Annotated in this window: 32 protein-coding genes; 30 read left to right on the top strand and 2 right to left on the bottom strand. The window is 48.0% G+C overall.

Annotated elements, in window-relative coordinates; all coding sequences use genetic code 11:
* Positions 1 to 33: 33 nt before the first annotated feature.
* Positions 34 to 1,869: a DUF3413 domain-containing protein gene (locus DYA43_RS00845; RefSeq protein ID WP_061057163.1), complete on the bottom strand. Its 1,836-nt coding sequence runs from the start codon at positions 1,867 to 1,869 to the stop codon at positions 34 to 36.
* Positions 1,870 to 2,051: 182 nt separating this feature from the next.
* On the opposite strand from DYA43_RS00845, the gene rnr reads away from it, so the two are divergent.
* The 30 genes from rnr (at position 2,052) to rplQ (ending at position 19,348) form a co-directional block, all read left to right on the top strand.
* Complete coding sequence (gene rnr, locus DYA43_RS00850; RefSeq protein ID WP_020329472.1) at positions 2,052 to 4,499, top strand: ribonuclease R; 2,448 nt, start codon at positions 2,052 to 2,054, stop codon at positions 4,497 to 4,499.
* 10 nt (positions 4,500 to 4,509) lie between these two features.
* Positions 4,510 to 5,250 carry a 23S rRNA (guanosine(2251)-2'-O)-methyltransferase RlmB gene (gene rlmB / locus DYA43_RS00855; RefSeq protein WP_061057164.1) on the top strand — a complete coding sequence of 247 codons (741 nt, stop codon included), beginning with the start codon at positions 4,510 to 4,512 and terminating at the stop codon, positions 5,248 to 5,250.
* Between the two features lie 426 nt (positions 5,251 to 5,676).
* Positions 5,677 to 5,988 (top strand): 30S ribosomal protein S10, encoded by a 312-nt coding sequence (gene rpsJ, locus DYA43_RS00860; RefSeq protein WP_001181007.1) that lies wholly within the window; start codon positions 5,677 to 5,679, stop codon positions 5,986 to 5,988.
* Between the two features lie 14 nt (positions 5,989 to 6,002).
* Positions 6,003 to 6,632: a 50S ribosomal protein L3 gene (gene rplC / locus DYA43_RS00865; protein WP_020329474.1), complete on the top strand. Its 630-nt coding sequence runs from the start codon at positions 6,003 to 6,005 to the stop codon at positions 6,630 to 6,632.
* A gap of 16 nt (positions 6,633 to 6,648) precedes the next feature.
* A complete protein-coding gene (rplD, locus tag DYA43_RS00870; protein ID WP_020329475.1) occupies positions 6,649 to 7,251 on the top strand; it encodes a 50S ribosomal protein L4 in 603 nt (200 codons plus the stop codon).
* On the top strand, positions 7,248 to 7,550 hold the full coding sequence (gene rplW / locus DYA43_RS00875) for a 50S ribosomal protein L23 (RefSeq protein WP_020329476.1): 303 nt from the start codon (positions 7,248 to 7,250) through the stop codon (positions 7,548 to 7,550). Before rplD ends, rplW begins: the two co-directional genes overlap by 4 nt.
* Positions 7,551 to 7,566: 16 nt before the next feature.
* Positions 7,567 to 8,391 (top strand): 50S ribosomal protein L2, encoded by an 825-nt coding sequence (rplB, locus tag DYA43_RS00880; protein ID WP_061057165.1) that lies wholly within the window; start codon positions 7,567 to 7,569, stop codon positions 8,389 to 8,391.
* A gap of 21 nt (positions 8,392 to 8,412) precedes the next feature.
* On the top strand, positions 8,413 to 8,691 hold the full coding sequence (rpsS, locus tag DYA43_RS00885) for a 30S ribosomal protein S19 (RefSeq protein ID WP_004394525.1): 279 nt from the start codon (positions 8,413 to 8,415) through the stop codon (positions 8,689 to 8,691).
* 10 nt (positions 8,692 to 8,701) lie between these two features.
* Positions 8,702 to 9,034: a 50S ribosomal protein L22 gene (gene rplV, locus DYA43_RS00890; RefSeq protein ID WP_020329478.1), complete on the top strand. Its 333-nt coding sequence runs from the start codon at positions 8,702 to 8,704 to the stop codon at positions 9,032 to 9,034.
* A gap of 19 nt (positions 9,035 to 9,053) precedes the next feature.
* The gene (gene rpsC, locus DYA43_RS00895) at positions 9,054 to 9,755 is read left to right on the top strand and encodes a 30S ribosomal protein S3 (protein WP_020329479.1); all 702 of its coding nucleotides are present in this window, start codon (positions 9,054 to 9,056) and stop codon (positions 9,753 to 9,755) included.
* An 11-nt stretch (positions 9,756 to 9,766) separates the two neighbouring features.
* A complete protein-coding gene (gene rplP / locus DYA43_RS00900; protein ID WP_004728605.1) occupies positions 9,767 to 10,177 on the top strand; it encodes a 50S ribosomal protein L16 in 411 nt (136 codons plus the stop codon).
* Complete coding sequence (gene rpmC, locus DYA43_RS00905; protein ID WP_020329480.1) at positions 10,177 to 10,368, top strand: 50S ribosomal protein L29; 192 nt, start codon at positions 10,177 to 10,179, stop codon at positions 10,366 to 10,368. The genes rplP and rpmC overlap by 1 nt, the downstream gene beginning before the upstream one ends.
* Positions 10,368 to 10,622 carry a 30S ribosomal protein S17 gene (rpsQ, locus tag DYA43_RS00910; protein ID WP_020329481.1) on the top strand — a complete coding sequence of 85 codons (255 nt, stop codon included), beginning with the start codon at positions 10,368 to 10,370 and terminating at the stop codon, positions 10,620 to 10,622. The genes rpmC and rpsQ overlap by 1 nt, the downstream gene beginning before the upstream one ends.
* A 162-nt stretch (positions 10,623 to 10,784) precedes the next feature.
* Positions 10,785 to 11,156, top strand: coding sequence for a 50S ribosomal protein L14 (rplN, locus tag DYA43_RS00915; RefSeq protein ID WP_004394532.1), 372 nt, complete (start codon positions 10,785 to 10,787; stop codon positions 11,154 to 11,156).
* Positions 11,157 to 11,170: 14 nt separating this feature from the next.
* Positions 11,171 to 11,488, top strand: a complete 318-nt coding sequence (gene rplX, locus DYA43_RS00920; protein ID WP_020329482.1) for a 50S ribosomal protein L24 — start codon at positions 11,171 to 11,173, stop codon at positions 11,486 to 11,488.
* A gap of 24 nt (positions 11,489 to 11,512) precedes the next feature.
* Positions 11,513 to 12,052, top strand: coding sequence for a 50S ribosomal protein L5 (gene rplE / locus DYA43_RS00925; protein WP_020329483.1), 540 nt, complete (start codon positions 11,513 to 11,515; stop codon positions 12,050 to 12,052).
* Between the two features lie 17 nt (positions 12,053 to 12,069).
* A complete protein-coding gene (gene rpsN, locus DYA43_RS00930; RefSeq protein ID WP_020329484.1) occupies positions 12,070 to 12,375 on the top strand; it encodes a 30S ribosomal protein S14 in 306 nt (101 codons plus the stop codon).
* Between the two features lie 29 nt (positions 12,376 to 12,404).
* On the top strand, positions 12,405 to 12,797 hold the full coding sequence (gene rpsH, locus DYA43_RS00935) for a 30S ribosomal protein S8 (RefSeq protein WP_020329485.1): 393 nt from the start codon (positions 12,405 to 12,407) through the stop codon (positions 12,795 to 12,797).
* A gap of 12 nt (positions 12,798 to 12,809) precedes the next feature.
* A complete protein-coding gene (gene rplF, locus DYA43_RS00940; RefSeq protein WP_020329486.1) occupies positions 12,810 to 13,343 on the top strand; it encodes a 50S ribosomal protein L6 in 534 nt (177 codons plus the stop codon).
* 9 nt (positions 13,344 to 13,352) lie between these two features.
* Positions 13,353 to 13,706: a 50S ribosomal protein L18 gene (rplR, locus tag DYA43_RS00945; protein ID WP_020329487.1), complete on the top strand. Its 354-nt coding sequence runs from the start codon at positions 13,353 to 13,355 to the stop codon at positions 13,704 to 13,706.
* A 15-nt stretch (positions 13,707 to 13,721) separates the two neighbouring features.
* Positions 13,722 to 14,225 carry a 30S ribosomal protein S5 gene (gene rpsE / locus DYA43_RS00950; RefSeq protein ID WP_004728614.1) on the top strand — a complete coding sequence of 168 codons (504 nt, stop codon included), beginning with the start codon at positions 13,722 to 13,724 and terminating at the stop codon, positions 14,223 to 14,225.
* Between the two features lie 7 nt (positions 14,226 to 14,232).
* Positions 14,233 to 14,409, top strand: a complete 177-nt coding sequence (gene rpmD / locus DYA43_RS00955; protein ID WP_000201159.1) for a 50S ribosomal protein L30 — start codon at positions 14,233 to 14,235, stop codon at positions 14,407 to 14,409.
* A 5-nt stretch (positions 14,410 to 14,414) separates the two neighbouring features.
* Entirely contained in the window at positions 14,415 to 14,849 is a 435-nt protein-coding gene (rplO, locus tag DYA43_RS00960) for a 50S ribosomal protein L15 (RefSeq protein WP_020329488.1), read from the top strand.
* A gap of 20 nt (positions 14,850 to 14,869) precedes the next feature.
* Positions 14,870 to 16,204, top strand: a complete 1,335-nt coding sequence (secY, locus tag DYA43_RS00965) for a preprotein translocase subunit SecY (protein WP_004728616.1) — start codon at positions 14,870 to 14,872, stop codon at positions 16,202 to 16,204.
* A gap of 37 nt (positions 16,205 to 16,241) precedes the next feature.
* Entirely contained in the window at positions 16,242 to 16,355 is a 114-nt protein-coding gene (gene rpmJ / locus DYA43_RS00970; protein WP_000868186.1) for a 50S ribosomal protein L36, read from the top strand.
* Between the two features lie 149 nt (positions 16,356 to 16,504).
* Entirely contained in the window at positions 16,505 to 16,861 is a 357-nt protein-coding gene (rpsM, locus tag DYA43_RS00975) for a 30S ribosomal protein S13 (protein ID WP_020329489.1), read from the top strand.
* A gap of 19 nt (positions 16,862 to 16,880) precedes the next feature.
* Entirely contained in the window at positions 16,881 to 17,270 is a 390-nt protein-coding gene (gene rpsK, locus DYA43_RS00980) for a 30S ribosomal protein S11 (protein ID WP_001118870.1), read from the top strand.
* A gap of 27 nt (positions 17,271 to 17,297) precedes the next feature.
* Positions 17,298 to 17,918 (top strand): 30S ribosomal protein S4, encoded by a 621-nt coding sequence (gene rpsD, locus DYA43_RS00985; protein WP_020329490.1) that lies wholly within the window; start codon positions 17,298 to 17,300, stop codon positions 17,916 to 17,918.
* Between the two features lie 24 nt (positions 17,919 to 17,942).
* Positions 17,943 to 18,935 (top strand): DNA-directed RNA polymerase subunit alpha, encoded by a 993-nt coding sequence (locus DYA43_RS00990; RefSeq protein WP_004728619.1) that lies wholly within the window; start codon positions 17,943 to 17,945, stop codon positions 18,933 to 18,935.
* A gap of 26 nt (positions 18,936 to 18,961) precedes the next feature.
* Positions 18,962 to 19,348, top strand: coding sequence for a 50S ribosomal protein L17 (gene rplQ / locus DYA43_RS00995; RefSeq protein WP_001216360.1), 387 nt, complete (start codon positions 18,962 to 18,964; stop codon positions 19,346 to 19,348).
* 66 nt (positions 19,349 to 19,414) lie between these two features.
* Here the strand turns inward: rplQ and DYA43_RS01000 are convergent, their stop codons facing one another.
* Complete coding sequence (locus DYA43_RS01000; protein WP_020429109.1) at positions 19,415 to 19,903, bottom strand: DUF2780 domain-containing protein; 489 nt, start codon at positions 19,901 to 19,903, stop codon at positions 19,415 to 19,417.
* Positions 19,904 to 19,968 lie beyond the last annotated feature (65 nt).

Genomic DNA, 19,968 nt, shown 5'->3' on the forward strand with positions numbered 1-19,968 from the left:
TTACCAAAGGTTGTCATAACCTGATCAATTCCATCAATTCAAAAATCGATTCATCTGTTTCAGCGCCTGCATCAAATCGCCACTGCTGAGTGAACGCTGTCGCTTCGGCTCGAGTTGCGGTGTCATAGTCTGTACCGCGCCGCTGGGATAAGTCACCATGATTTCATCGTCGGCTACGAGTGCGTAGTTGAAATAGCTGCCGATGATCAGCCACCCTCTGTCACGTTCCGTATCAAGCAGGTCATAGCCGACGGAATAATCATCGGTCGAATTTTGCACGCCAAGCACCCGATGCATAAATGTTGGGGCAATATCCAGATGCGTTGTCTTCCAGTCGATTTTCTCCGGTCGTTCACCCGGCACATAGATATACAGCGGAACATGGATTTGCGCCATGCTGTAGTTACTGCCGTGGCCCCAATAGTTCTTGTGGTTGTCGTTAAACTCCTGACCGTGATCTGAGGTAATAACGATGATGGTGTTCTCCAGCCCGCCTTGCGCTTCAACGGCGTTCAGTACTCGCTCAATTTGTCCATCAATGTAATACAGGGCATTGCGATAGCGGTTACGGTACGGCTCTGGGTTGAAATCGTTATCCAGCTTGATGTGATCAACCCGATTCCACGACGGCGTAAAGTGCGGCTCCATGTCAGCCGGAAATTCTGTCGCGTGGGCCGAGTCATAAAACAAAAAGCCGAAGTAGGGCTGATTCGTGTTCCGTGTCTTGAGGAAATCGACAAAGTCATCAGTGATGCGTTGGTCGCGCTGCGGTGACGTCTCGGCAGGGGTATCAACACGCAGATTATCGATGCCACGAAACACCGTGCGATCAAACGGCGGGCTGTTGAGCGGCGCAGAGGCGTAAATGGCAAACTGATAATCAAGCGCTTCCAGAGCTTTCATCATTGCTGGGCGCTTCTGGGTGGCATGAAACGAGTCCCAATACGTCGCGGGTAAACCGTAAAACAAGCTGAAAATACCTGCCTGAGTGGAGTTACCACCACTGAGATGCTGCTCAAAACGCAGCGAGCGCTGAGCAAATTGGGCAATGTTCGGCGTGACATCCTGATTGGCATCGTCATAACGCCAGGTATCAATGGCAATAAACAGGATATTAGGCGTCTGCTCTGGCTGACGAATGTCCAGCGGATGCAGCGGGTAGTTGAGATGTGAATGACTTGGACGTGGCAACGTCAAGCTCTGTTCGCGCACGGCTTGTGTATCGACTAGCCCGAGTTTGTCCAACAGGCGCTTGCCGGTCAGCGGATAATACAGTGGCCAGTGCACGCTGTAGCTGGGTACGGTCGTGTCATAGTGGGCATCACGCCACATGTGAATCGACTGACTAACCAGCAGTGAAGCAAGCCAAATTATACTCGCGCCGACCATCCAACGTAGGCTCCGTTTGGCAAGGTAGTTACTCATCAGTGCAATGACCAAGCAAGCCACAGCCACACCGAGGACCTGCAGAGCTGCGATGGCGATAGTATACCAAGAGAGGCTGATGACCTCGTCTCCGCCGTGCAGCAAAAGCTCCCAAATAAAACCGCTGAGATGAAAACGGTATTGCTGATAAACCGCGACATCAATCAGCAGCAGGACCGAGCTCAGCCAGGTAACCAAGATGGCCAACGGCCGGACGACACGCAGGGGTAGCCAGCACAGTGGCAACATGATGGTAGCAATCAGCCCGGCAAACAGACCAAACAAACCTGCCTGGGTGGTGAATAAATACAGTTGAGCGATGACATCATTGTCGGGTGGGGTCATCCATGTCAGATAAGGCAAGCCTAATATTGAGAATAAAACAGTGTTCAAAATAAAGTGGCTAAAAAGCCAGCGAACGTTTTGTCGAATGGTTAACAGCATGAGAATTGAGTTCCCTGACGGGATTGAATGTGAAAATAAAGGGCGCTCAATGTACCGAATTATTTGAGCCATGTCACATCTTGTGGTTTGGTGATCTTGTTCAGGATATTGGTATTAGTCCTTAAGCTTAGGAACTCAGTAGGATATACTGTAATCCCCTACCTAAATAAGCAGGTCTGCCTATGTCTGACACCACCCATGTTGATCCTTTTGCGGATCGCGAAGCTGATAACTATGACAACCCAATTCCAAGTCGCGAATACATCATTGAATTTCTGACTAAGGCCAATGTGCCGATGAACCGTAATGATTTGTTCGAAGCGCTGGAACTGTCCGGTGAAGATCAGTATGAAGGTCTGCGCCGTCGTCTGCGTGCGATGGAGCGTGATGGCCAACTGGTGTTTACCCGCCGTCAGTGTTACGCGCTGCCAGAGAAACTGGAAATGGTGAAAGGCTATGTGATTGGTCATAAGGACGGTCACGGCTGGGTGCGCCCGGAAGGCAGCACCAACAAAGATAACGATATTCTTCTTCCTCATCATCAGATGCGGACTATTATCCACGGCGACCTGGTACTGGTTCAGCCAACGGGTACCGATAAGCGCGGCAGAAAAGAGGGGCGTCTGGTCCGCGTGCTGGAAGAGCGTCAGACGCAAATTGTCGGCCGTTTCTTCTTTGAACACGGTTACTCTTACGTCGTGCCAGATGATTCGCGTATTCATCAGGATATTCTGATCCCAAATGAACTGCGTGGCGGTGCGCGCATGGGGAACGTGGTGGTGATTGAGATTACCGATCGTGGCGGTCGTAACCGCGGCATGATGGGTAAAGTGGTGGAAGTGCTGGGCGAAAACATGGCGCCGGGCATGGAAACCCAGATTGCGATTCGTACTCACCAGATCCCGCATGTTTGGCCACAAGAAGTGGAACAGCAGATTGCTGGTCTGGGTGAAGAAGTACCGGAAGAAGCCAAACAGGGCCGCGTGGATTTGCGAGCTCTGCCTTTGGTGACCATTGATGGCGAAGACGCGCGCGACTTCGATGACGCGGTGTACTGTGAAGCGAAGAAAGGTGGCGGCTGGCGTTTGTGGGTTGCGATTGCCGACGTGAGTTACTACGTGCGTCCGAACACCGCTCTTGATAAAGAAGCCACGCATCGTGGTAACTCGGTGTACTTCCCATCACAAGTGGTGCCAATGTTGCCGGAAGTCTTGTCGAATGGTTTATGTTCACTCAACCCGCAGGTGGATCGCCTGTGTATGGTGTGTGAGATGACCATCTCCGAGAAAGGTAAGCTCTCTGGTTACAAACATTACGAAGCGGTGATGAACTCTCATGCGCGTCTGACCTACACCAAAGTGCACGACATTCTGGAAGGTGACGAAGAGCTGCGTGTGCGTTATGCCGAACTGGTTCCGCACCTGGAAGAGCTGCATCGCATGTACAAGGTGCTAAAAGATGCCCGTGAACAACGCGGTGCGATTGAGTTCGAAACTGTAGAAACCAAATTCATTTTCAATGCGCAACGTAAGATTGAAAGCATTGAACCACTGGAACGTAACGACGCACACAAGCTGATCGAAGAGTGCATGATCATGGCTAACATTGCGTCAGCGTCTCTGGTTGAGAAGGCGAAAGAGCCTTCGCTATACCGTATTCACGAGCCGCCGGGTGAAGAGCGCCTGATGGGTTTCCGTGATTTCCTCGGTGAACTCGGCCTGGATCTGGGCGGCGGTCTGGAACCGTCACCGACCGATTACGCGCATCTGATGAGTCAGGTTGGCGAGCGCCCGGATAAAGAACTGATTCAGACTATGTTGCTGCGCTCAATGAAGCAAGCAGTGTATAACGCGGACAATGCAGGTCACTTTGGTCTCGCGCTGCAACGTTATGCGCACTTCACTTCACCAATCCGCCGCTACCCGGATTTGCTGCTGCACCGTGCAATCAAGTATTTGATTGCCAAAGAGGAAGGCCGCAATCAGGATCGCTGGACACCAACGGGTGGTTATCATTACTCGTTTGATGATATGGATTACTACGGTGAGCAGTGTTCGATGACCGAGCGCCGCGCTGATGATGCGACTCGCGAAGTGTCTGATTGGCTGAAATGTGAGTACATGCAAGATCACGTTGGTGAAGAGCTCGACGGTGTGATTGCTAATGTTACGGGGTTTGGCTTCTTCGTTCGTCTGACAGAGCTGCACATCGATGGTCTGGTGCACATTTCTACTCTGGCCAACGATTACTATCAGTTTGACCCGATTGGTCAGCGCCTGATTGGCGAATCGTTTGGTGCGATTTACCGTTTGGGCGACGCTGTCAAAGTCAAAGTGCTGGCAGTTAACCTTGATGATCGCCAAATAGACTTTGAATTAGTCGAAACAAGTCGTAAGCTACGCGGCGAAGGTAAAACGGCGAAGAAACGCGCGGCTGAGGCGAAGGCTAAAGCCAAAGGCAAGAAAGAAGCGGCGACCCGTGGCGGCAAAGCCGTACCTTTGGTTGAACCCACTAAGCGCCCGGATAATTCCGGTGAAGCGAAAGGGCCAAAACACAAAAAAACCAAAGCAGAAAAAGCGCGTAAGCAAAAAGCTCGCAGTAAAGCCGACAAAGCGCGAGCGAAAAAGTAATAGGTAAACAATGAGTAACGAATTTATTTATGGCATCCATGCGGTGAACGCTGTTCTTGAGCGCGATCCGGCCCGTTTTGTGGAAGCCTATGTGTTGAAAGGTCGTCAGGATGACCGTTTGCTCCCCGTGCTGAATGAACTGACGCGTTTGGGTATCTCGATTCAGGAGATGAACCGCAAAGCTCTGGATGATAAAGCGCAGGGTGCCAATCACCAAGGCGTGATTGCCAAAGTCAAACCGGCGAAACAACTGAACGAAAACGATCTGGATGACATTCTGGCTCAGCATTCACAGCCTCTGCTGTTGGTGCTGGATGGCGTGACCGATCCGCACAACCTGGGCGCGTGTCTGCGTAACGCGGATGCTGCTGGTGTTGCTGCGGTAATCGTGCCCAAAGATAAGTCGGCTCCGATGACGGCGACCGTCAGTAAAGTGGCCTGTGGCGCAGCGGAAACCGTGCCACTGGTACGTGTGACCAACTTAGCGCGTACCATGCGTGCGCTGCAGGAAAAAGGCATCTGGTTTGTCGGCACGGCGGGTGAAGCTACCCATGACATTTATCAGAGCAAGCTGACCGGGCCTCTGGCTATCGTGATGGGCGCGGAAGGGGATGGCATGCGCCGTCTGACCCGCGAAACCTGCGATGACCTGATCAAAATCCCAATGGCAGGCAGCGTGTCCAGTCTGAACGTTTCTGTAGCGACCGGCATCTGTCTGTTTGAAGCGGTACGTCAGCGTTCTCTGGCTTAAGTCGCCAGTCAGTGCAACAGTAAAACGCAGACTGAAACGCCTGCGTTTTTTATTGGAGCCAGTGGGGCGCTGAAAGAATCAGTGGCTTAGAATAAATAGCGATTATTTTTCAAACACTGCTTGCATGGAAGCGGGTGATCTGTATAATGCAGCCCCACTGGTTAAGCCAGTTGTGAACCAATGAGCAGCGAGGAGCTGGCGAATCTCAGGATTCGTTAGGTAATGTAAACTCAGCTTATGTTCGCAGTTAATAAAAATTTAGCTTTCACTATCTTCGCGATAGTTCAGGTTAATCACCTATTAGCTGACAATGCGTCCTAATCTTGGATGCTACGGTTTCACATAAATCAATCGGCATTCTCTCGTCTTGACGAGTTTGAGTGGCGATATTGTTTGTGTAATTTTTTAATATTGGAGCTCTGTCTCATGCAGAACCAACGTATCCGTATCCGCCTAAAAGCATTCGATTACAAACTGATCGACGCTTCTACCGCGGAAATCGTTGAAACAGCTAAGCGCACTGGCGCACAGGTTCGTGGTCCAATCCCACTGCCAACTCGTAAAGAGCGTTTCACAGTTCTTATCTCTCCACACGTTAACAAAGATGCTCGTGATCAGTACGAAATCCGTACTCACAAACGTCTAATCGACATCGTTGAGCCAACAGACAAAACTGTTGATGCTCTGATGCGTCTAGACCTTGCTGCGGGCGTTGACGTACAAATTAGCCTAGGTTAAGGGAGATTAGAAGAATGATTGGTCTAATCGGTCGTAAAGTGGGCATGACCCGCGTATTTACTGAAGACGGCGTTTCTATTCCAGTAACTGTTGTTGAAGTTGAAGCAAACCGCGTTTCTCAAGTGAAAACTCTTGAAACTGACGGTTACGCTGCAATCCAGGTAACTGCTGGTTCTAAGAAAGCTAACCGCGTAAACAAAGCTGAAGCAGGTCACTTTGCTAAAGCTGGCGTTGAAGCTGGTCGCGGTCTTTGGGAATTCCGTTTGGAAAACGGTGAAGAGTTTGAAGTTGGTGCTGAACTGACTGTTGAACTGTTCAACGAAACTAAGAAAGTAGACGTTACTGGTACATCTAAGGGTAAAGGTTTCCAAGGCGCTGTTAAGCGTTGGAACTTCCGTACTCAAGATATGACTCACGGTAACTCATTGTCTCACCGTGCTCCTGGTTCTATCGGTCAATGTCAGACTCCAGGCCGCGTGTTCAAAGGCAAGAAGATGGCAGGTCACATGGGTGCTGAGCGTGTAACGACTCAAAACCTAGAGATCGTACGTGTTGACGCTGAGCGCAATCTGCTTCTTATTAAAGGTGCAGTCCCTGGCGCAACTGGCGGTAACGTGATCGTTAAACCAGCTGTTAAAGCATAACGTCTAGGAGTAAGTAATGGAATTGATGGTTAAAGGTGCTAACGCACTAACTGTTTCCGAAACTACTTTCGGACGTGAGTTCAACGAAGCTCTTGTACACCAAGTAGTTGTTGCGTACGCAGCAGGTGCTCGTCAAGGTACTCGTGCTCAAAAGACACGTTCAGAAGTTTCTGGCGGTGGCGCTAAGCCATGGCGTCAAAAAGGTACTGGCCGTGCACGTGCTGGTACAATTCGTAGCCCAATCTGGCGTACAGGTGGTGTTACTTTTGCTGCGAAACCACAAGATCACAGCCAAAAAGTAAACAAGAAAATGTACCGCGGTGCTATGAAGAGCATTCTGTCTGAGCTAGTTCGTCAAGAGCGTCTGATCGTTGTTGAAGAATTCTCAGTTGAAGCACCAAAAACTAAAGAGCTAGTAGCTAAGCTTAAAGAACTTGAGCTTAACGATGTACTAATCGTTACTGGCGAAGTAGACGAGAATCTGTTCTTAGCTGCTCGTAACCTGTACAAAGTTGACGTGCGTGACGCTTCTGGTATCGATCCAGTAAGCCTGATTGCATTTAACAAGGTTCTTATGACTGCTGCTGCAGTTAAGCAAGTTGAGGAGATGCTGGCATGATCCGTGAAGAGCGTCTACTAAAAGTTCTACGTGCACCGCACATCTCTGAAAAAGCAACTATGGCTGCTGAGAAAGCGAACACTATCGTTTTCAAAGTAGCAAAAGATGCAACTAAGAAAGAGATCAAAGCAGCTGTAGAAAAGCTATTTGAAGTTGAAGTTAAGTCTGTAAACACTCTTATCATTAAGGGTAAGACCAAGCGTCAAGGTCTACGCCAAGGCCGTCGTTCAGACGTGAAGAAAGCGTACGTAACTTTGAAAGAAGGTCAAGATCTTGACTTTGTTGGCGGCGCGGAATAACAGGAGTAGTTGAAAAATGGCTATTGTTAAATGTAAGCCGACTTCGGCTGGTCGTCGTCACGTAGTTAAAGTTGTTAACGCTGACCTGCACAAAGGTAAGCCTTACGCACCACTTCTAGAGAAAAACTCTAAGAACGGTGGTCGTAACAACAACGGTCGTATCACTGTTCGTCACATCGGTGGCGGTCACAAACAACACTACCGTGTAATCGACTTTAAACGTACTAAAGATGGCATCCCAGCGAAAGTTGAGCGCCTAGAATACGATCCAAACCGTAGCGCTAACATCGCTCTAGTTCTGTACGCAGACGGTGAGCGTCGTTACATCATTGCACCAAAAGGTATGCAAGCTGGTGACATTATCCAATCTGGTGTTGATGCACCGATCAAAGCGGGTAACACTCTGCCAATGCGCAATATCCCAGTAGGTTCTACAGTTCACTGTGTTGAACTGACTCCTGGTAAAGGTGCACAGCTAGCTCGTTCTGCGGGTGCATATGCTCAAATCGTTGCTCGCGACGGTTCATATGTAACTATCCGTCTACGTTCTGGCGAAATGCGTAAAGTATTGTCTGAAGGCCGTGCAACAATCGGCGAAGTAGGCAACTCTGAGCACATGCTACGTGAACTGGGTAAAGCTGGTGCTAGCCGCTGGCGCGGTGTTCGTCCAACCGTTCGCGGTGTGGTAATGAACCCGGTTGACCACCCACACGGTGGTGGTGAAGGCCGTACTTCTGGTGGTCGTCACCCTGTTTCTCCTTGGGGTATGCCAACTAAAGGCTTCAAGACCCGTAAGAACAAACGCACTGACAAGTACATCGTACGTCGTCGTAACAAGTAATCTATTTAAAGAGGAATCGCCATGCCACGTTCTCTCAAGAAGGGTCCATTTATTGACCTACACTTGCTGAAGAAGGTAGAGAAAGCGGTGGAAAGCGGAGACAAAAAGCCTATTAAGACTTGGTCCCGTCGTTCAATGATCATTCCAACAATGATCGGTTTGACCATCGCTGTCCATAATGGTCGTCAACACGTTCCAGTTTTTGTAACTGACGAGATGATCGGTCACAAACTGGGTGAATTTGCACCAACTCGCACTTACCGCGGTCACGCTGCGGATAAGAAAGCTAAGAAGCGTTAAGGAGTAAATAATGGAAGCATTAGCTAAACATAACTTTGCTCGCATTTCGCCTCAGAAAGCTCGCTTAGTTGCAGATCAAATCCGTGGTAAATCAGTTGACCAGGCTCTACAAGTTCTGACTTTCAGCAACAAAAAAGCTGCTGAACTGATCAAGAAAGTTCTAGAGTCAGCTATCGCGAACGCGGAGCACAACGAAGGTGCTGATATCGACGACCTACGTGTCGCTAAAATCTTCGTAGATGAGGGCCCAGTCATGAAGCGTATTATGCCTCGTGCTAAAGGCCGTGCGGATCGTATCTTGAAGCGTTCAAGCCACATCACTGTGGTTGTCGCAGATCGCTAAGAGACTAGGAGAGTAAGCAATGGGTCAAAAAGTACATCCAAATGGTATTCGTCTAGGCATCGTTAAGCCTTGGAATGCTACATGGTTTGCTAACACCAAAGATTTCGCTGACAACCTAGACGGCGACTTCAAGGTACGTCAGTTCCTAACTAAAGAACTGTCAAAAGCGTCTCTTTCACGCATCGTTATCGAGCGTCCTGCTAAGAGCATCCGTGTGACTATTCACACTGCTCGTCCAGGCGTTGTAATCGGTAAGAAAGGTGAAGACGTTGAGAAGCTACGCGCAGCAGTAGCGAAAATCGCAGGTGTACCAGCGCAAATCAACATCGCTGAAGTACGCAAGCCTGAGCTAGACGGCCAACTAGTGGCTGATAGCATCGCGTCTCAACTAGAGCGTCGCGTTATGTTCCGTCGTGCTATGAAGCGCGCAGTTCAAAACGCTATGCGTCTAGGCGCTAAAGGTATCAAAGTGGAAGTAAGCGGCCGTCTAGGCGGTGCTGAAATTGCACGTTCTGAGTGGTACCGTGAAGGCCGTGTGCCTCTACACACTCTACGTGCTGACATTGATTACGCAACTTCTTCGGCTCACACCACATACGGTGTAATCGGCGTTAAAGTTTGGATCTTCAAAGGTGAGATTCTAGGCGGTATGCCAGCTGCTAACGCAGTAGAGCCAAAGGCTGACAAGCCTAACAAGAAGCCGCGTAAAGGCCGTAAGTAAGGAGTCGACAGATGCTACAACCTAAACGTACTAAGTTCCGTAAGGTTCATACAGGTCGTAACCGTGGTCTGGCAAAAGGTACAGAAGTAAGCTTCGGTTCTTTTGGTTTGAAAGCTGTAGGCCGTGGTCGTCTAACTGCTCGTCAAATCGAAGCGGCACGTCGTGCGATGACGCGTCACATTAAGCGTCAAGGTAAAATCTGGATCCGTGTGTTCCCAGACAAGCCAATCACAGAAAAACCACTAGAAGTTCGTCAAGGTAAGGGTAAAGGTAACGTTGAGTACTGGGTAGCCCAAATCCAACCTGGTAAGGTTATGTACGAAGTTGATGGTGTACCTGAAGAACTGGCTCGTGAAGCGTTCCGTCTAGCGGCGCGTAAACTGCCATTCAAGACTACATTTGTAACTAAACAGGTGATGTGATGAAAGCACAAGATCTACGCGAGAAAAGCGTTGAAGAGCTTAATGCAGAGCTACTGAATCTGCTTAAAGAGCAGTTCAACTTGCGCATGCAAGCTGCAACTGGTCAACTACAGCAAACTCATACTCTGAAAGCTGTCCGCCGTGATATCGCACGTGTGAAAACTGTTTTGACTGAGAAGGCAGGCGCATAATGAGCGACAAAATTCGTACCCAACAAGGTCGTGTTACTAGCGACAAGATGGACAAGTCTATCACTGTTGCTATCGAGCGTTTCGTAAAGCACCCAATCTACGGTAAATTCGTTAAGCGCACGACTAAAGTACACGCACATGATGAGAACAACGAATGTGGCCTAGGCGACTTAGTTGAAATCAAAGAGTGTCGTCCACTGTCTAAGACTAAGTCTTGGACTTTGGTGAAAGTAGTAGAAAAAGCAAAAATCTAATTTAGCTTGAACTACTAAAAAAAGCGGCCCCAATTATTTTTGGGGCCGCTTGTTTTTTGACTACCCAATCACAAAAAAGGGTGGTACAATTCGCGTCCCTTTAAAGAGGCAGCCCGACCCGAGATGGGTCTAGTTAATTTAAATATTTAGCGGAGCACTAACATGATCCAAATGCAAAGTATGCTGGACGCAGCTGATAACTCAGGCGCTCGCAGCGTAATGTGTATTAAGGTTCTGGGTGGCTCTCACCGTCGTTACGCCCACGTTGGCGACATCATTAAAGTTACTGTTAAGGAAGCAATTCCACGCGGTAAAGTTAAGAAAGGTGATGTACTGAAGGCGGTGGTAGTTCGCACCCGTAAAGGCGTTCGTCGTCCAGACGGTTCTGTCATTCGCTTCGACCGTAATGCTTGCGTATTGTTGAACAACAACACCGAGCAACCAATCGGTACACGTATCTTTGGTCCAGTGACTCGTGAACTTCGTAACGCGAAATTCATGAAGATTGTTTCACTGGCTCCAGAAGTTCTGTAAGGAGCACGTAAAAGATGGCAGCTAAAATCCGTCGTAATGACGAAGTAGTCGTTCTTGCCGGTAAAGATAAAGGCAAGAAAGGTAAAGTAACTAAGGTTCTAGCAACTGGTAAAGTTATCGTTGAAGGTATCAACCTTGTTAAGAAACACCAGAAACCTGTTCCTGCACTAGGTATCCAAGGCGGTATCGTAGAGCAAGAAGCAGCTATCGATGTTTCTAACGTTGCAATTTTCAACGCAGCAACTGGTAAAGCGGACCGTATCGGTTTCCGTATCGAAGACGGCAAGAAAGTTCGTTTCTTCAAGTCTAACGGCGAAACCGTTTCTAACTAATTAGAAGTAATTTGGAGTTCTACTATGGCGAAACTGCATGATTACTACAAGTCGTCTGTAGTCGCTGAACTGACCAAACAGTTCGGTTACACAAGCGTCATGCAAGTCCCTAGAATTGAGAAAATCACCCTCAACATGGGCGTTGGTGAAGCAATCAACGATAAGAAACTACTAGAAAACGCAGCAGCTGATATGGCTATCATCTCTGGTCAAAAGCCACTGGTGACTAAAGCACGTAAATCTGTTGCAGGTTTCAAAATTCGTGAAGGCTACCCAATTGGTTGTAAAGTAACCTTGCGTGGCGAACGCATGTGGGATTTTCTGGAGCGTCTGATTTCGATCGCTCTACCACGTGTACGTGACTTCCGTGGTGTTAGCGCTAAGTCTTTTGACGGTCGCGGTAACTACAGCATGGGCGTTCGCGAGCAAATCATCTTCCCGGAAATCGACTACGATAAAGTCGATCGTGTGCGCGGTCTTGATATTACTATCACGACAACTGCTGCAAACGATGAGGAAGGCCGTGCTCTGCTGGCTGCCTTTAACTTCCCATTCCGTAAGTAAGGTGAAGGGTTACTGTTATGGCTAAACAATCAATGAAAGCACGTGAAGAAAAACGTGCAAAGCTAGTAGCTAAGTTCGCTGAAAAGCGTGCAGCGCTTAAAGCTATCATCAGCGATGTAAACGCATCTGAAGAAGATCGTTGGAACGCAGTTCTGACACTGCAATCTCTTCCACGTGATTCAAGTGCATCACGTCAGCGCAACCGTTGTAACCAAACTGGTCGTCCACACGGTTACCTACGTAAGTTCGGTCTAAGCCGTATCAAAGTTCGTGAAGCTTGCATGAAAGGCGAGATTCCTGGACTTCGTAAGGCTAGCTGGTAATTGCCACTTAATCATTTGGAGTAAAGTTTATGAGCATGCAAGATCCGATTTCGGATATGCTGACCCGTATTCGTAACGGTCAGGCAGCAAACAAAGTTGCTGTTAAAATGCCTTCTTCAAAGCTTAAAGTTGCAATTGCTGCACTACTTAAAGCTGAAGGTTACATCGTTGACTTCGCTGTTGAAAGCGAAGCAAAACCTGAGCTGGAAATTACTCTTAAGTATTTCCAAGCAAAACCAGTAATCGAGCAAATCAAACGCGTTTCTCGTCCAGGTCTTCGTGTTTACAAGAAGAAAGACGAGCTGCCATCTGTGATGGGCGGTCTTGGTGTTGCTGTTGTTTCCACTTCCAAAGGTCTGATGTCAGACCGCGCTGCTCGCAAAGCAGGTCTTGGTGGTGAAATCATCGCTTACGTAGCGTAATAGGAGTAGAAAATGTCTCGTGTTGCTAAAGCACCTGTCGCTATTCCAGCTGGCGTAGAGGTGAAACTGAACGGCCAAGAGATCACTGTTAAAGGCGCTAAAGGTGAACTAACTCGCGTTGTTCACAATGGCGTAGTGATCGCACAGGAAGAAAACAACCTGACTTTCGGCCCTCGTGAAGGTGTTGAAAATGCATGGGCTCAAGCAGGTACTGCTCGCGCTCTTGTAAACAACATGGTTGTTGGTGTTACTGAAGGCTTTACGAAGAAGCTAGTTCTTAAAGGTGTTGGTTACCGTGCTGCTATCAAAGGCAACGCTGTAGGTCTGACCCTAGGCTTCTCTCACCCTGTTGAGCATGAACTGCCAGAGGGCGTTAAAGCCGAATGTCCAAGCCAAACTGAGATCATCCTGACTGGTTGTGATAAACAAGTCATCGGTCAAGTTGCGGCTGACATTCGTTCTTACCGCGCGCCTGAGCCATACAAAGGCAAAGGTATTCGTTACGCAGATGAAAATGTGCGTAGTAAAGAAGCTAAGAAGAAGTAAGGTAACACTATGGATAAGAAAGCATCTCGCATCCGTCGTGCTACACGTGCACGTCGTAAGATTGCAGAACTGGGTGCAACTCGCCTAGTAGTACACCGTACTCCTCGTCACGTGTACGCTCAAGTGATTGCAGCTAATGGCTCTGAGGTTATCGCAGCCGCTTCTACTGTAGAAAAAGCGATCCGTGAGCAAGTGAAATACTCTGGTAACATCGAAGCAGCAAAAGCAGTTGGTAAAGCAGTTGCTGAGCGTGCGCTTGAAAAAGGCGTAACGGTAGTTGCATTCGATCGTTCTGGTTTCCAATACCACGGTCGAGTGGCGGCGCTAGCAGACTCTGCTCGCGAAGCTGGTCTGAAATTCTAAGGTAGGGTTGGAAAGATGGCTAAAGAACAACAAGTTCAAGCGAATGATTTGCAAGAAAAGCTAATCGCCGTTAACCGCGTTTCTAAGACGGTTAAAGGTGGTCGAATCATGAGCTTTACTGCACTGACTGTAGTTGGTGACGGTAACGGTCGTGTAGGTTTCGGTTACGGCAAAGCTCGTGAAGTACCTGCAGCGATCCAAAAAGCAATGGAAAAAGCGCGTCGTAACATGACTACGATCGCTCTGAACGAAGGTACTCTTCACCACCCGGTGAAAGGTCGCCATTCGGGCTCTAAAGTTTACATGCAGCCTGCTGCAGAAGGTACTGGTGTAATCGCAGGTGGTGCGATGCGTGCAGTACTTGAAGTTGCTGGTGTACACAACGTTCTGTCTAAAGCATACGGTTCTACGAACCCTATCAACATCGTTCGTGCAACGATCGATGCACTAGCAAGCGTTAAGTCACCTGAAATGGTTGCTGCTAAACGTGGTCTGACTGTTGAATCTATTTCGGAGTAAGAACACCATGGCAACTATTAAAGTAACTCAAACTAAAAGCTCAATTGGTCGCCTGCCTAAGCACAAAGCTACTTTGCGCGGTCTAGGCCTTCGTAAAATCAACCACACAGTAGAACTTGAAGATACTCCGTGCGTGCGCGGTATGATCAACAAGGTTTACTACATGGTTAAAGTTGAGGAGTAATCATAATGCTTTTGAATACTCTATCACCGGCTGCGGGTTCTAAGCCTTCTAAGAAGCGCCTAGGCCGTGGTATCGGTTCTGGCCTTGGTAAAACTGGTGGCCGTGGCCACAAAGGTCAAAAGTCACGTTCTGGCGGTACTGTTCGTCCAGGTTTTGAAGGCGGTCAAATGCCTCTGAAACAACGTCTACCAAAATTCGGTTTCACTTCTCGCAAGAGCCTAGTGTCTGCTGAAGTTCGTCTAGCTGAGCTAGCGAAAGTAACTGGTGACGTAGTTGATCTGAACAGCCTGAAAGCGGCTAACATCGTTACTAAGAACATCGAGTTTGTTAAAGTTGTTCTTTCTGGCGAGATCAACAAAGCAGTGACTGTTAAAGGTCTGCGCGTGACTAAAGGCGCTAAAGCTGCAATCGAAGCTGCAGGCGGTAAAATCGAGGAATAATCTCGAGGATTGAGGTACAGATGGCTAAGAAACCAGGACAAGATTTTCGTAGTGCTCAGAGCGGCTTAAGTGAACTGAAGTCGCGCTTGTTATTCGTAGTGGGTGCGCTTCTAGTATTCCGAGCAGGCTCTTTTGTGCCGATTCCTGGTATTGACGCTGCTGTACTTGCCGATTTGTTCGAACAGCAAAAAGGCACCATCATTGAAATGTTTAACATGTTCTCTGGTGGTGCACTTTCGCGTGCATCTATATTCGCACTGGGCATCATGCCGTATATCTCGGCATCTATTGTTGTTCAGTTGTTGACTGTAGTTCATCCAGCGTTAGCGGAACTCAAAAAAGAGGGTGAAGCAGGCCGTCGTAAGATCAGCCAATATACGCGCTACGGCACGCTTGTACTTGCAACTTTCCAAGCTATTGGTATTGCAACTGGCTTACCAAACATGGTCGACAATCTGGTTGTTATCAACCAAACCATGTTTACGCTAATTGCTACCGTGAGTTTAGTAACCGGCACCATGTTCCTGATGTGGTTAGGTGAACAAATTACAGAGCGTGGAATTGGTAATGGTATTTCATTGCTAATTTTTGCAGGTATTGTTGCTGGATTGCCAAAAGCAATCGGACAAACAATCGAGCAAGCGCGTCAAGGTGAACTGCATGTACTTCTTCTACTGTTAATCGCAGTAGTAGCTTTTGCTGTTATTTACTTCGTTGTTTTCATGGAACGTGGTCAGCGTCGAATCGTCGTGAACTACGCGAAGCGTCAACAAGGTCGTAAAGTATTTGCAGCGCAGAGCACGCATCTGCCGTTGAAAATCAACATGGCGGGTGTTATCCCTGCGATTTTTGCATCAAGCATTATCCTGTTCCCTGGAACACTGGCTCAGTGGTTCGGTCAGAACGGTGAGAGCAGCACATTCGGTTGGCTAACTGATGTGTCTTTGGCTCTTAGCCCAGGCCAGCCTCTGTATGTAATGCTTTATGCAGCAGCGATTATTTTCTTCTGTTTCTTCTATACAGCGTTGGTATTTAACCCACGTGAAACAGCAGATAACCTGAAGAAGTCTGGTGCATTCGTACCCGGTATCCGCCCAGGTGAACAGACAGCTAAATACATTGATAAAGTAATGACTCGCCTAACCCTTGCTGGTGCGCTATACATTACTTTCATCTGTCTGATCCCTGAGTTCATGATGGTCGCTTGGAACGTACGTTTCTACTTCGGCGGCACATCACTACTGATTGTAGTTGTCGTAATCATGGACTTTATGGCACAGGTACAGACACATATGATGTCAAATCAATATGAGTCTGTGTTGAAAAAGGCAAATCTGAAGGGTTACGGCCGTTAATCGGTCGCCATTCAGAGTAGATTTACGGAGTTTAGCAATGAAAGTTCGTGCTTCCGTTAAAAAAATCTGCCGTAACTGTAAAGTTATCAAGCGTAACGGTGTCGTTCGCGTGATTTGCAGTGAGCCAAAGCACAAGCAGCGCCAAGGCTAATAAGCAGAAATTTTTACTTGAAAAGTAAAGGTCGGTCGAGTATATTCCTCGGCCTACCTTTTGCGTGCAAAAGAAGTAGTATCCCGCAGCGTATCCTCTACGGGCTTTGCTGCGGATAATTCTTTTATAGAAAGTACTAGGAGTGAATAGTGGCCCGTATAGCAGGCATTAACATTCCTGATCAAAAACATGCTGTAATCGCACTAACAGCGATCTACGGTATCGGCAAAACTCGTTCTAAAGCTATCCTAGCTGAAGTGGGTATTGCTGAAAGTGTTAAGATCAGTGAACTAACTGAAGAGCAGATCGATCAACTGCGTGATGGTGTAGCTAAATACACTGTAGAGGGTGATCTACGTCGTGAAGTTTCCATGAACATCAAGCGTCTAATGGACCTTGGTTGTTACCGTGGTCTTCGTCATCGTCGCAGTCTACCACTACGTGGACAGCGTACTAAAACCAATGCTCGCACCCGTAAGGGTCCGCGTAAGCCGATCAAGAAATAATCGGGAAGGGTAGAGTACAATGGCTAAACAACCAACTCGCGCACGTAAGCGTGTACGCAAGCAAGTTGCTGATGGCGTAGCGCACATTCATGCATCTTTCAACAACACAATCGTTACCATTACTGACCGTCAAGGTAATGCACTAGCTTGGGCTACTGCAGGTGGTTCTGGTTTCCGTGGTTCTCGTAAATCAACTCCGTTCGCTGCACAGGTTGCTGCTGAGCGTTGTGCTGAAATGGCTAAAGAATATGGCCTGAAGAACCTGGAAGTTATGGTTAAGGGTCCTGGTCCAGGTCGTGAATCTACTGTTCGCGCACTGAACGCCGCTGGTTTCCGTATCACTAACATCGTTGATGCGACACCAATCCCTCATAACGGTTGTCGTCCACCTAAGAAACGTCGCGTTTAACGTTTCTGGGAACATTGGAGAAAGATCATGGCAAGATATTTGGGTCCTAAGCTGAAGCTTAGCCGCCGCGAAGGTACTGACTTGTTCCTTAAGTCAGGCGTTCGTGCGATTGATACCAAGTGTAAAATCGATAACGCACCAGGTGTACACGGCGCTCGTCGCGGTCGTCTATCTGAGTATGGCGTTCAGCTTCGTGAGAAGCAAAAAGTTCGTCGTATCTATGGCGTTCTAGAAAAACAATTCCGTAACTACTACAAAGAAGCAGCTCGCCTTAAAGGTAACACTGGTGAGAACCTACTTCAGCTTCTTGAAGGTCGTCTAGACAACGTAGTTTACCGCATGGGCTTTGGCGCAACTCGCGCAGAAGCACGCCAACTAGTTAGCCACAAAGCTATCCTAGTTAACGGTAAAGTTGTAAACGTTCCTTCTTTCAATGTTGCGGCTAACGACGTTGTTGCAATCCGTGAGAAAGCGAAAAAGCAATCTCGCATTAAAGCAGCTCTAGAAGTTGCAGAACAACGCGAAAAACCAACTTGGATTGAAGTAGATGCTAGCACGATGGAAGGTACTTTCAAGCGTTTGCCTGAACGTTCAGATCTATCAGCTGACATCAACGAACAATTGATCGTCGAGCTTTACTCTAAGTAAGGTTTAAACTAAAGAGAGGACACAATGCAGGGTTCTGTAACAGAATTTCTTAAGCCACGTCTTGTTGATATCGAACAAATCAGCACGACACACGCAAAAGTAACTCTTGAGCCATTAGAGCGTGGTTTCGGCCATACTCTGGGTAATGCACTTCGCCGTATTCTTCTATCTTCTATGCCGGGTTGTGCCGTAACAGAAGTAGAGATTGAAGGCGTACTTCACGAGTACAGCACCAAAGAAGGTGTTCAGGAAGATATCCTTGAGATTCTACTGAACCTGAAAGGTTTGGCTGTTCGCGTTGCCGAAGGCAAAGATGAAGTGTTCATTACACTAAACAAATCAGGCTCGGGCCCTGTGGTTGCAGGTGACATCACCCATGATGGTGATGTAGAGATCGTAAACCCTGAACACGTTATTTGTCACCTAACTGATGACAACGCTGAGATCGCTATGCGTATCAAAGTTGAACGTGGTCGTGGTTATGTTCCAGCTTCTGCGCGTATCCATACCGAAGAAGACGAGCGTCCAATTGGTCGTCTGCTTGTCGACGCGACTTTCAGCCCAGTAGACAAAATTGCCTACTCTGTTGATGCAGCGCGTGTTGAACAACGTACTGACCTGGACAAGCTAGTTATCGATATGGAAACTAACGGTACTCTTGAACCTGAGGAAGCAATCCGTCGTGCAGCAACTATTCTTGCTGAACAACTGGATGCATTCGTAGATCTACGTGATGTACGAGTTCCTGAGGAGAAAGAAGAGAAGCCTGAATTCGATCCGATCCTACTGCGTCCTGTAGACGATCTTGAACTAACAGTTCGCTCTGCTAACTGTCTGAAAGCAGAAGCGATTCACTACATCGGTGATCTAGTACAGCGCACTGAGGTTGAGCTACTTAAAACGCCTAACCTTGGTAAGAAATCTCTTACAGAGATTAAAGACGTGCTTGCATCACGTGGTCTGTCTCTGGGCATGCGCCTAGAAAACTGGCCGCCAGCGTCAATCGCTGAAGATTAATCGATACTAGTTAGAAGGATTTGGTCATGCGCCATCGTAAGAGTGGTCGTCAACTCAACCGCAACAGCAGTCATCGCAAAGCGATGTTCAGCAACATGGCTAGCTCTCTAGTACGTCATGAAGTTATCAAGACTACTTTGCCAAAAGCTAAAGAGCTACGTCGCGTAGTTGAGCCTTTGATTACACTAGCTAAGACTGACAGTGTTGCTAACCGTCGTCTAGCATTTGCACGCACTCGTGACAACGAAGTCGTTGCTAAACTGTTTAACGAACTAGGTCCACGTTTCGCTGCACGTCAAGGCGGCTACACTCGCATTCTGAAGTGTGGTTTCCGTGCAGGCGATAAAGCTCCAATGGCTTACATTGAGCTTGTTGATCGCCCAGAAGCTGCTGTTGAAGCTGCTGCTGAGTAATCAGTTCGTGATTAAAAAAGCCGAGCATCTGCTCGGCTTTTTTGTATCTGATGTTTCTGAAAAGCTTTATGCTCCCCACAAACTGCTCAGCGAGCTGAGCAAACCTTCACTGGCACCCTGACCCGTCAGATATTGCAGTAGAAGTGGTGCAAACTGCGACACCATACTCGAATCCAGACCCAGTTGCTCAAACACTTTATTCACCGACTCTAAGCTTTGAATGCCCGACAACATGTCTTTGCTGCCTGACAGATTAAGATTGGTCAGTTGATCCATACCCGGAATGAGTTTGCTGAGCTCAGCGCTGTTGCTATCGGATAATTGGTTTTGTGCCAAAGATAATAGTGCTCCAACCCCACCAGTGGCTTGTTGATCGGAGATCGGGAGTTGGCTGGTTACTTGAGAGATGAGTGCTGAATTACTTTCTGCCTGACTGAGCGTACTGCTGACCATGCTGGCGAGATCATCGTTACTGCTGCCTAGGTTGAGGAAGGCATAACTTGGGGCACTGAATACGGTTCCTAGCATCAGTGTCCAGACGAGAGAGTGTTTCATGATGACGGTCATTCCTAAATGTTGGCTGAAGTTTAAGTTTAGATAAAAAAAGCGGCGCTGAGCGC

The organism is Vibrio fluvialis, assembly GCF_900460245.1.
GTDB classification, from domain to species: Bacteria; Pseudomonadota; Gammaproteobacteria; order Enterobacterales; family Vibrionaceae; genus Vibrio; species Vibrio fluvialis.